This is a genomic window from Candidatus Villigracilis saccharophilus (assembly GCF_016711665.1).
Genome location: NZ_JADJSO010000022.1, coordinates 13,355 through 24,876, shown reverse-complemented (window position 1 = coordinate 24,876; position 11,522 = coordinate 13,355). Strand labels below are relative to the sequence as shown.

Sequence of the window (11,522 nt, the reverse complement as noted above, 5' to 3'; positions counted from 1 at the left end):
ACCAATTCGCTTATCAACTATAAGAGGAACTCACATGGCTGAAACACAGGCTGGGACGAAAAATGGGTATGTCGAAGGAAATTCCATATCCCCAAACGAACTCCATATTCAATATGGAATCCCAACTGAAGAAATCTCATCCTTCCGAAATCTCATACGAATTTACCCCGAGCGGGAAGTCATCATCAGAGAGGGTGAGCATGAGCACGCCTTATATCTCCTGAGGTTTGGGAATGTGGAGGTCTTCAAAGGCTCGGGCACATCCAGAGAATTAATTGGCGCGATCGAAGCCGTCAATTTTTTTGGCGAGATGAGCATGATCATTGACGAGGCCAGGAGCGCAACTGTCATATCCCGCTCAAGCCATGTGGTGGTTTATAGAATACCCAACCCGAACATCCAAACGATCCTTACCAATCCAAAATGGGCAGAGTTATTGATATCACGCCTGTGTAAAAATCTAGCAAGAAGCCTTGAACAGCAAATGATCGCTTCGGAAAATGTTAAAGAACTGCGGTCAGAACTTGAACAGGTTAGGCGGGAAATGAAAAAACAACAGGAGGAAACCGCCAGAAAAACCCGGCTTACTTTAAACGGGATCCTTCATTTTCAAAATATTGTTCAAAGGACGGCGGTTGTAGGCAGTAAGGGGTGGGCTTATCTAAATACGCTTAACCATGTTGCCCGCACGTTGATCGCGCATTATCTGCCCAATCTGGATGACGCTGAAAAGACTGTGGAAATCAGCGTTATCAAGAACTCCCTGTCAGCGCTCCCGCAAAACGAACAGAACAGGACGATCGACGAACTCAAGCAGTTTTTATAACCGTACTCATAAATTAACGAGAGCAATATTTTTATCGCGAGGAAGCCAACTATGTTTCCATCAAACTTACCCAACGCATCAAAACAATTTTCATCCCTTGATGATGTTCTCAACGCGCTCAAAGGCTTGAAGGATGACCCGCTCGCGAATGCTGGCACGAATATTGTCATCAGCCGTGGAAACCCAAGCGCTAAATTACTACTCATTGGCGAAGCGCCCGGTCCGCAGGAAAACATTCAAGGCAAACCGTTTGTGGGACCGGCGGGTCAACTGCTCGATAAGGTTTTGAAAGCAGGGTCTTTTGACCCGGATAAAGACGTTTATATAACCAACTCCGTATTCCGCATGCCGCCGGGGGAAGACGGCAAATCATTTCGCAAACCGAATGACCAGGAAATTGATTACTACCGTCCATTCGTCTTTGAGATCATCCGGTTGATCGACCCGCTTGTGATCCTGCTGACAGGGAATGTTGCCTGCCAATCCGTGCTTAAAAAGACAGGCATCACCTCCCTGCGCGGACAATGGACTCAGGTCGAAGGTCATTGGTTAATGCCGATCTTTCATCCTTCCTATTTATTAAGAAATCAATCACGCGAACCTGGTTCCCCCAAAGCCATGATGTGGGCCGATATCCGCGAAATCCGCAGGAAGTATGATGAACTGACGCAGGGCAAATCCTCAATGTAAATTTAATATCCGAATGGAGTACAAGTTCTTTTGGTCAACCCCGCAGTTGAGCAGACCTATAAAGTTTCAAACAGAAGCCACCTCTTTACTAAACTGGACAAGCAAATTACTTGTCCAGTTTATATATCCCCGATCCAGATTGACGTTTCATAACATATTATGCTAAACTGAAAGTGCTTTCATTCCTGCTTTCAAGAGAATAGCCTTGCCCAGAAAAAAGAAACCCACCATTTATGATGTTGCCGAAAAATCGGGGATCAGCATTTCAACGATCTCGCGTGTATTGAACACTCCCGAAAAAGTGAATTCTGAAACCCGCGCGCTTGTATTGGACGCGATCGACAAGCTCGGATTCGTTCCAAAAGCCGAAGCGCGTGCCCGCGCATTGAGCAACACCAATCGAATCGGCGTGATCACACCATTCTTCACTGCTCCATCCTTCGTGCAGCGCTTGCGAGGCGTTGCATCCGCGTTGGCAGTATCTAACTATGAACTGGTAATCTTCACAGTTGAGTCGTCTGATCATATACAGGGCTATCTTTCTTCGATCCCATTCACAGGGAATCTTGACGGCCTGATCGTCATGTCCCTGCCCATTCAGAAAAAAGATGCGCAGCGGCTCATTGAACACGGCATCGATACCGTGTTGATCGAATATTCCCACCCTGAACTTAACAGCATTGAAATAGACAATTTTCAGGGCGGCCAAATGGCGGCGCAATACCTGCTGGATAAAGGGCATAAGCGTATCGCATTCATTGGCGACGAAGAGCCCCACGATTTTGAGATCCACCCCGCCGGAATGCGTTTGAAGGGATTTCAAGCCGCAATGAAAAAAGCCCGCATTCAGTCTCCCAATGAATATATCCGATTGTTCGCGAATACCAAGGAACATGCCATGCAGGCAACGCGCGAATTATTAAGTCTTCCCACTCCCCCGACAGCGATTTTTGCCGCCGCCGATATTCAGGCAATTAGCGCCTTGAAAGTGACGCGCGAATTGGGCATAAAAGTGCCGGAGCAGCTGGCTGTGATCGGGTTTGACGATATTGATTCAGCTGAATACCTTGATCTTACAACAGTCCGCCAGCATCTGGATGAGTCAGGCAAGCTGGCAGTTGAAATATTACTCACACATATAGCAGATCCCTCACGCCCTCCTCAACATGTAAATTTACCCCTCAACATCATCGAACGCCAGACAACATAATTTTTTAAGGAAGATATCTTATGCCAATCCACTCATCCGCAACAGGCTGGATTCTTGAAACGCGCAACACCGGCTACGCGCTTGGATTAAATCCAGCAGGTTTGCTTGCACATCGATATTGGGGGGCGCGGCTGCCTTACATCAGCGACTATCCAGCGCCATTTGATCCCATCAAATGGTCTTCTCCTGACGGACCACACCACTTCGTTCCGGAAGAATATCCCGGGTATGCCAACACCAAGTACATCGATCCCTGTCTCAAAGTCACTTATGCCGATGGAACGCGGGATGTGGTTTTGACCTACGAGGATTTTTCCATTACGATCTCTCCCCAACCGGTGCTGGATCTGCGCTTTAAGGATTCCCATTACCCGTTGCAGTTGACTCTCCATTACCGCATCCACGAGGAGTACGACCTCATCGAACGCTGGGCTACGCTCGAAAACCTTGGCGATGATCCGATCCTGATCGAACGCGCCTTCTCCGCCAAGTGGACTTTGCCACCCGGTGACAATTACTCATTGACCCATCTCTATGGGCGGCACATTGATGAATTCCACGTGCAGCGAGAATCGTTGACACCGGGCTTGAAAGTCATCGAAAGCCGCCGCATCATTCCCAGTCACCGCGCCAGCCCGTGGTTTGCGGTTGACCGCATAGCAGGCGAAGAACAAGGTGAAGTCTGGTTCGGCACATTGGCATGGAGCGGCAACTTCAAGATCACCGCCGAGGCAACTGAGTTTGCATCCACCCGCATCAGCATCGGGCTCAATGATTGGGATTTTGCGTGGAAGTTAATGCCGCATCAAATATTCGTCACACCCGCCTCCATTTCCGGGTACACAAAAAATGGTTTGGGCGCGGCCAGCAGGATCTTCCATGACTATGTGCGCAATGAGATCATTCCGCATGGAAAGACGCCGCACAAGATTTTATACAACTCGTGGGAAGCGACCCTCTTCGATGTGGATGAAGCATCTCAATCCAAATTGGCGTACATCGCCGCGCAAATGGGCGTGGAATTATTCGTTATGGATGATGGCTGGTTCCACAACCGCAACCTCGACAATGCCGGTCTTGGTGACTGGTTCCCAGACAAGGTCAAATTCCCGAACGGACTTGGCGGTTTGATAACGAACGTCAACGATCTCGGTATGGACTTTGGTTTATGGGTCGAGCCTGAAATGGTCAACCCCGACAGCGACCTGTACCGCGCCCATCCCGATTGGGTCATTCACTTCCCGACCCGCGCGCGCACCGAAAGCCGCAATCAACTTATTCTTAACATGGCGCGGACAGATGTGCAAAACCACATCATCGAATCGCTCGATAAACTTCTCAGCGAAAACAATATCACCTTCATTAAATGGGACATGAATCGCGGCGTGAGTGAACCCGGCTGGGCAGATGCTCCCGGTGACCAGCGCGAGATCTGGGTACGCTATGTACAAGGCTTGTATCATGTCTGGGACATACTTCGTCAGCGTCATCCCAAAGTTATTTGGCAAAGCTGTGCCAGCGGGGGTGGACGGGCTGATTTTGGCATCCTCAAGTTTGCAGACCAGATATGGACGAGCGATAATACCGAAGCCACCGCGCGCTTAAATATTCAGGAAGGCTATTCGCAATTCCTGCCTGCCAACACCATGGAAGCCTGGGTGACGGATTGGGACAAAGACCTTGTGCCGCTTGAGTTCCGTTTTCACGTCAGCATGTGCGGCTCACTTGGAGTAGGTGGAAACCTGCTTGAGTGGAATCAGTCTGATCGTGAGGCAGCCGCGAAATGCATCAGCTTGTACAAAGAGATTCGTCACATCATTCAGTTTGGCGACCAGTTCCGTTTGATCTCATCTCAAAAGAATGATTACTCGGCAGTGCAATACTTGAGCAAGGACAAAACTGAAGGCGTCCTATTCGCATTCCGCACACACATCCCCGAGCCGTTCAATATTCCCCTGATCCACTTGCGCGGGCTAGACCCCGAAGCGCTTTATTCCATCGAAGGGGTTGAGCAAACCTGGTCTGGTTTAGCCTGGATGGAGGCGGGGTTAAAAGTGGTATTGAATAACCTGCAAAGTAAAATACTACGGATCAAGAGAATTTAGGAATTTACCTCGCAGATATTGACTCCTGCAAACGAGTGTGCTAAACTCTTGATTGAAAGTGCTTTCAAGGTAACACTTTCAAACAAGAGCATATACGGTCGCGACTGGTTTCTTGGAGTGCTCTTTTCCACAAACACAGAGAAACCAGATTTTCTGTTCTTATGTTGTCCATCCATATTCATAACTCATGAGGAGAAAGAAGAAATGAACAAGAAGTCCCTGATTTGGTCCCTGATAAGTCTACTCATTCTGGCTTCCATGGTACTCACCGCTTGCGGTGGGACCGCAACTGAAGCGCCAGCCGCTACCGAAGCAGCTGCTGAAAGTACTATTCCTGCTGGTGATGGCTCGGTCACCATTTTCGGTGGTTACGGTGAAGCTCAGGCCGCTGCTTTCCAACAGGCCCTGACCGAGTTTGGTAAAGCCAACGGAATCGAAATCACCTTTACTTCCCTCGCCACCTTTGACACCGACATTAAGGTGAAGATCGAAGCCGGGCAGGAACCTGACATCGCCATGTGGCCCCAGCCCGGTGGTTTGAAGAACCTCGCTGACATGCTCGTCCCCCTCGATGAGGTTATCGACATCAGCATTCCGCAATCCACCCTGGTCCCTGGTTGGGATACCCTTGCAGTTGTTGACGGCAAGATCTATGGTCTACCCGTTTCCGCGAATATGAAGACTTTGGTCTTCTACAATCCCACAGCTTTCAAAGCCAACGGCTACACCGTGCCTGCCAATGACGCTGAATTGGTTGCACTTGAGGAAAAAATTAAGGCCGACGGCACTGGTTATCCCTGGTGCGCAGGCATCGAGTCCGGCGGAGCCACCGGCTGGCCATTCACTGACTGGGCTGAGCAGTACGTCTTGGATTTCAATGGTCCTGAAGTTTATGCCAAGTGGATTTCCGGTGAAGTTGATTTTGCTTCCCCCGAAGTTGCCAAGGCTGCCGAAGAAGTTTCCAAGCGCTTGCTTGCTGAAGGCCAGGTTAATGGCGGCGGTATCTCAATGGCGACCAACTCCTTCCAGGACACCACTCCTTTGTTCGCCGAAGGGAAGGATAATGGCCAGTGCTTCATGCTGCGCCAGGGTTCCTTTATCACCGCATTCATGCCTGAAGATATTCAAGCTGAAGTCAAGGCTGGCGATTACACTCATCTCGATGTGTTCCCGCTTCCCGCTCCCGAAGGTGCGCAGGCTGGCGTGATCGGTGGTGGTGATATCGCCGCTGTTTTCGACGGCCATGTTGACCAGGATGTTGCCAAGGTTGTCGCCTTCATCTTCAGCCCTGATGTTCTGAAGTACCAGGTTGCCACCGGTGATATCTCCCCACACAAGACCTTCGATCTATCCCTCTATCCGAACGAAATGCAGAGGAAGATCGGTGAAGCCATGGCCAACGCTGCAGTTTTTGGCTTCGATGGTTCCGACCAGATGCCCGCTGAAGTTAACGCTGAATTCTGGGCTGCTGGTACCGACTTCGTTGCAGGCCGCGCTACCTGGGCTGAGGCCGCTGCTCGCATCGACAGCAAGTATCCCTAGTCGCTTCTTAAAGATATAAAATAGTGGCACTGGCTCTCACAAGTCAGTGCCACATCTCTTTTCTTGCTTAACCTAAACTTGGTTATGCGGGTTAGACGCCCGTAGCACTCCCTCAGCTGGTGGTGTTCGGTTAGCTGGCAAACCACGAGATCAAAATAACGGAGATTAAGATATGAGTGACATAATTTTCGGACTCGTTTCCATCGTGATTGGCATCGCTGCCAGTTATGGGCTGTATTGGCTGCTTAACTTCTTGATCTCGCTGCTGCCAAAACGCATTTCCAGCAAGGCAAACTGGCTGGCGTTTTTGACTCCGGCTGCGGTGCTGGTGATTCTAGTATTGATCGTTCCACTACTTCAGACCGTGATTTGGTCCTTTATGGACGATCGAGTGAAACATTGGGTGGGATTCAAAAACTATATTGATCTCTTTACTGATAAGCGCTTCCTCGGCATCCTGCTAAATAATTTCCTATGGGTGCTGGTGGTGCCGGCAATTACTGTGGCGATTGGGACTGCCGTAGCTACCCTGACCAATCAAGTAGGGCCAACTCGCGAAAGGATCTTTAAGTCTTTGATTTTCATGCCCATGGCGATCAGCTTTGTGGCAGCAGCGACCATCTGGTCTTATTTCTATTCCTATGTTCCGCCGGGTCGCCCGGAAGTCGGTATGCTTAATGCGTTGGTGAAGTGGATTGGTTTTGAAGCACAACCCTGGCTTACCATGGATCAGGGACGCTTGAATTCCTTTTTACTCATGGCGGTTGTAGTCTGGCTGCAGGTCGGGTATTCCATGGTGGTCATTTCTGCTGCGATCAAAAATGTGCCCGAGGAAACGATTGAGGCAGCCCAATTAGACGGAGCCTCTGCCTGGCAGGTCTTTGCCGGCGTGGTACTGCCCCAGGTTTGGGGAACGGTGATGTCGGTATTTGTCACTGTCCTGATCCTTGTCATGAAAGTCTTCGATATCGTGCTTTCCATGACCCGTGGGAACTTCACCACCAGTGTTCTGGCATTTGAATGGTACAAGCAATTCTTCGAGAACTCCAATATTGGTCCTGCTTCTGCGGTGGTGACGGTATTGGTCTTGTTGATCGGTCCGTTGATGTATCTGCAAATTAAGACAGTACAACAGCAGGAGGCACTGCGATGAATAAAGTTGCGCACCTACTTAGAAGGATGAATCTGGGCAGTACCATAATGTTGATCATTCTGGTTGCTCTTTGGTCAACCCCCACAGTCGGTCTGCTCATCACATCTTTGCGGCCGCGTTCGATGGCAGAGATCTCGCCTTGGTGGGAAGCCCTGCTAAATCCGATTGGTACGGCTTGGACACTGGATGCCTACCAGAATTCGCTTGCGGGTGGAATGCTGTCTTCTCTAATAAACACCATCTCGGTTAGCGTGCCTGCGACCATCCTTCCGCTCATGATCGCGGCAAATGCCGCGTATGCATTTACCTTCTTGAAATTCAAGGGCAAGGAGTTTTTCTTTGCAACCCTGGTGGCATTGATGGTTATCCCGGTACAGTCTTCGTTGATCCCGGTACTCCGGGGAATGGTCTGGATACAGCGCACATTTGATGTTCAGCTCACTGGAACTTACGTCAGTGCCTGGTTGGTACACAGCGCTTTTGCGATGCCGTTGGCAATCTACACCTTGCGCAATTTTATGATGACACTGCCTATTTCCCTGATCGAAGCTGCCAAGGTGGACGGCGCCAGCTACTACCAGATCTTCTGGAAACTGGTGCTGCCGATGTCTGCTCCTGCGATCGCTTCCTTTGCGATCTTCCAGTTCCTGTGGGTTTGGAATGACTACCTGATCGCCTTCATCTTCGTCGGGGAACAGAAATCAGTCATGACCTACCAATTGTTGAGGCTGCTGGGTCAATACGGAGAGGGCTGGCAGGATGTAGCCGCTGGCTCCTTTATTTCCCTGGTTGTTCCGCTCATTGTGTTCTTCAGTTTGCAACGCTTCATCGTTCGCGGACTGCTTGCAGGCTCAGTCAAAGGATAACTTTCCAAAAGGGATAAAGTGGACTGGTTGCCCAGTCCACTTTCTATATATGAACAACAACCTCTGGTATAAGAACGCAGTCTTTTATGAAATATCCGTCCGCGCCTTCAAGGACAGCAATGGCGACGGTCACGGAGATCTGCGCGGGTTGACCGAGAAACTCGATTACCTGCAAACCCTCGGCGTGGATTGCATTTGGATCATGCCAATCTACCCATCCCCTTTGCGCGATGACGGCTATGATATTGCAGACTATTACAGCGTAGACTCCATCTACGGATCGCTGGACCAGCTCAAAGACCTGATCGAAGCGGCGCATCAACGCGGTATCCGCATCATCATGGACCTGGTGCTGAATCATACATCTGACGAACATCCCTGGTTCCAGGCATCGCGCTCAGACCGCAGCTCGCCTTATCGTGATTATTATGTGTGGAATGATGACGATAAAAAATACGCAGATGTACGCATCATCTTTAGCGACGTGGAAAAATCCAATTGGACATGGGATGAAAAAGCGGGTCAATACTTCTGGCATCGCTTTTATTCAACCCAGCCGGACCTGAACTTCGATAACCCAAAAGTGCGGGATGAAATGCTGAATGTTATGCGCTTTTGGCTAACCCTGGGGATTGACGGCTTTCGTGTGGATGCGCCGACCTATCTCTTTGAACGCGAAGGGACGAATTGTGAAAGCCTGCCCGAAACTCACGCCTATCTAAAACGCATTCGCAGCATGATGGATGCGGAATTTCCCGGCGCGATCATGCTTGCGGAGAGTAACCAATGGCCGGGCGAGCTGGCCCGATATTTCGACGCCGGCGATGAATTTCACATGGCATTCCACTTCCCGCTGATGCCGCGTATGTATCTCGCGCTGGCGCAGGGTGATGCGAGCGCGATCATCAATATCTTAAAAGAAACCCCCGCGATTCCCGAGTCTTGTCAATGGATGCTCTTTTTGCGAAATCATGATGAACTTTCGCTGGAGATGGTGACAGAAAATGAACGAGAGTTCATGTGGCGGGAATATGCGCCAGAACCGCAGATGATCCTTAACCTGGGTATCCGCCGCAGGCTGGCGCCGATCATGCGCAACGACCGCCGCAAGATCGAAGTAATCAACTCGCTGCTTTTCACCCTGCCTGGTTCTCCCATCCTTTATTATGGCGATGAGATCGGCATGGGCGACAACCTCAACCTGCCCGACCGCAACGGAGTCCGCACGCCCATGCAATGGGATAATTCTCCAAATGCGGGTTTTTCAACGGGCAAGCCTTTCTCGGAACTTGTCAAAGGAGACCTGGGATATCAACAGGTAAATGTTGCCAGCCAGTTGAATGATCCTAGTTCGTTGTTCCAATGTATTAAAAGAATGATCGCCATTCGCAAAGAGCATGCCGCCTTTGGCAGCGGCGGCATGGAATGGATCGATATGGGCATCCCGTCTGTGGCGGCGTTTCTTCGTAGATATCAGGATGATACGATTCTAGTCATCAACAACCTCGCCTCTTTTGCAGAGACAATTCAGATTCCAGAGGAATATCAAACAAACTATCTGAACTTGCTTGGCGGAGATTCACAAACACTTACCGCACAGGTTACCCTTCAACCTTATTCCTATATATGGCTGGAACAATTGAAATGACCGAACCCACGGCAAGAAATGATGTACTTCAAAACCAGAACATGCATGATATGTATCGTCCAGAATATCATTTTACGCCGCCTTCCAATTGGATGAACGATCCCAATGGAATGGTATTCTTCGAAGGTGAATATCATCTTTTTTACCAGTACAATCCCAAAGCAACGGTTTGGGGGCCAATGCACTGGGGACACGCCGTTAGCAAAGATCTAATTAATTGGCAGCATCTCCCCATCGCGCTGCATCCCGATGAGCAAGGAATGATCTTCTCAGGAAGCGCCGTGGTGGATTGGAATAACAGCGCAGGCTTCGGCGAAAAGGCACTGGTCGCGATCTTTACATACAACAAGGATCACCTGGAAACTCAAAATCTTGCTTTCAGTACAGATAAGGCCCGCACATGGACGAAGTATGCGGGCAACCCTGTTATTGCCCACCCTGGGAACTTGAATGATTTTCGCGACCCCAAAGTTTTTTGGCACGAGGATCATTGGGTGATGTGTCTCGCGGCAGGTGATACGATCCTTTTTTACACATCCACCGATCTAAAACAATGGGAACAAAGCGGAAGTTTTGGCGGCGGATATGGATCTACAAATGGCGTATGGGAAACTCCAGACTTGTTCAAGATCCCCCTGGATGACGGTTCTGACTCACGCTGGGTGTTGACCGTTGGAGTTGGGAATGGCGGTCCCGCTGGAGGATCCGGGACACAGTATTTCATCGGTGACTTTGACGGCCAAAGATTTGTTTCTGAAAATCCCAGAGAAGTTATTCTCTGGGCAGATCATGGCGCTGACTATTACGCTCCGCAATCCTGGAACGACGAACCCAATTCACGCCGCATCATGATCGGATGGATGAGCAACTGGCAATACGCCAAAGTTATTCCCACGTCCACATGGCGCGGAGTCTTTAGTATTCCGCGCGAGTTATCACTGACCCAAACAACGAACGGTATTCGACTTGCCCACAAGCCGGTACGCGAATTAGAAAAATTACGAAATATACATTACCACTGGCGGCCAACCGCCATTCAGCCTGGCTTGAATTTACTTGACGGGCTTCAAGGGAAAGCTCTGGAGATCGCGGCTGAGTTTCAAATCGCCAAAGATGTGAATTGCTTTGGATTCTGCGTTCGTGTCGGCATGGATGAACGCACGATCATAAGCTATAGGGTAAAAGAAAAAACACTACAGCTGGATCGCACTCTCTCGGGCAAAGTGGAGTTCGCAGATGCCTTTGCCGCAGTCCATTCTGTCGAGTTGCAGCCTGTAGATAATATGATCAGCCTGCATATATTTGTAGATTCTTCATCCATTGAAGTTTTCGCCAATCATGGACTTGCCGTACTAACAGACTGCATATTCCCATCCGATCAAAGCCAGGGATTGGAATTATTTACAGAAGGCGGGCAGGTCATTTTAAACTCGCTGGATATATATCAACTTGACCCGGCAAAATTCCATAATTAACATAAAT

General features: G+C 49.7%; 9 protein-coding genes. All 9 read left to right on the top strand.

The window, feature by feature from the left end:
• Nucleotides 1–34 precede the first annotated feature (34 nt).
• Entirely contained in the window at nucleotides 35–826 is a 792-nt protein-coding gene (locus tag IPL17_RS09195) for a cyclic nucleotide-binding domain-containing protein (protein WP_345306789.1), read from the top strand.
• Nucleotides 827–877: 51 nt separating this feature from the next.
• Nucleotides 878–1,516, top strand: a complete 639-nt coding sequence (locus IPL17_RS09190; protein WP_345306788.1) for a uracil-DNA glycosylase — start codon at nucleotides 878–880, stop codon at nucleotides 1,514–1,516.
• Between the two features lie 205 nt (nucleotides 1,517–1,721).
• Nucleotides 1,722–2,726: a LacI family DNA-binding transcriptional regulator gene (locus IPL17_RS09185; RefSeq protein WP_345306787.1), complete on the top strand. Its 1,005-nt coding sequence runs from the start codon at nucleotides 1,722–1,724 to the stop codon at nucleotides 2,724–2,726.
• A 20-nt stretch (nucleotides 2,727–2,746) separates the two neighbouring features.
• Entirely contained in the window at nucleotides 2,747–4,831 is a 2,085-nt protein-coding gene (locus IPL17_RS09180; RefSeq protein WP_345306786.1) for an alpha-galactosidase, read from the top strand.
• 204 nt (nucleotides 4,832–5,035) lie between these two features.
• A complete protein-coding gene (locus IPL17_RS09175) occupies nucleotides 5,036–6,373 on the top strand; it encodes an ABC transporter substrate-binding protein (protein WP_345306785.1) in 1,338 nt (445 codons plus the stop codon).
• Between the two features lie 172 nt (nucleotides 6,374–6,545).
• On the top strand, nucleotides 6,546–7,526 hold the full coding sequence (locus IPL17_RS09170; protein WP_345306784.1) for a sugar ABC transporter permease: 981 nt from the start codon (nucleotides 6,546–6,548) through the stop codon (nucleotides 7,524–7,526).
• A complete protein-coding gene (locus IPL17_RS09165) occupies nucleotides 7,523–8,392 on the top strand; it encodes a carbohydrate ABC transporter permease (protein ID WP_345306783.1) in 870 nt (289 codons plus the stop codon). Before IPL17_RS09170 ends, IPL17_RS09165 begins: the two co-directional genes overlap by 4 nt.
• A 49-nt stretch (nucleotides 8,393–8,441) precedes the next feature.
• Nucleotides 8,442–10,040: a maltose alpha-D-glucosyltransferase gene (gene treS / locus IPL17_RS09160; protein WP_345306782.1), complete on the top strand. Its 1,599-nt coding sequence runs from the start codon at nucleotides 8,442–8,444 to the stop codon at nucleotides 10,038–10,040.
• Nucleotides 10,037–11,515: a glycoside hydrolase family 32 protein gene (locus IPL17_RS09155; protein WP_345306781.1), complete on the top strand. Its 1,479-nt coding sequence runs from the start codon at nucleotides 10,037–10,039 to the stop codon at nucleotides 11,513–11,515. The genes treS and IPL17_RS09155 overlap by 4 nt, the downstream gene beginning before the upstream one ends.
• Nucleotides 11,516–11,522: the final 7 nt, after the last annotated feature.

Excerpts from the sequence above, each read along its gene's own strand:
- IPL17_RS09195 (WP_345306789.1), top strand. The coding sequence starts at position 35 with ATGGCTGAAACACAGGCTGGGACGAAAAATGGGTATGTCGAAGGAAAT.
- IPL17_RS09190 (WP_345306788.1), top strand. The coding sequence starts at position 878 with ATGTTTCCATCAAACTTACCCAACGCATCAAAACAATTTTCATCCCTT.
- IPL17_RS09180 (WP_345306786.1), top strand. The coding sequence starts at position 2,747 with ATGCCAATCCACTCATCCGCAACAGGCTGGATTCTTGAAACGCGCAAC.
- IPL17_RS09175 (WP_345306785.1), top strand. The coding sequence starts at position 5,036 with ATGAACAAGAAGTCCCTGATTTGGTCCCTGATAAGTCTACTCATTCTG.
- IPL17_RS09170 (WP_345306784.1), top strand. The coding sequence starts at position 6,546 with ATGAGTGACATAATTTTCGGACTCGTTTCCATCGTGATTGGCATCGCT.
- IPL17_RS09165 (WP_345306783.1), top strand. The coding sequence starts at position 7,523 with ATGAATAAAGTTGCGCACCTACTTAGAAGGATGAATCTGGGCAGTACC.
- treS (WP_345306782.1), top strand. The coding sequence starts at position 8,442 with ATGAACAACAACCTCTGGTATAAGAACGCAGTCTTTTATGAAATATCC.
- IPL17_RS09155 (WP_345306781.1), top strand. The coding sequence starts at position 10,037 with ATGACCGAACCCACGGCAAGAAATGATGTACTTCAAAACCAGAACATG.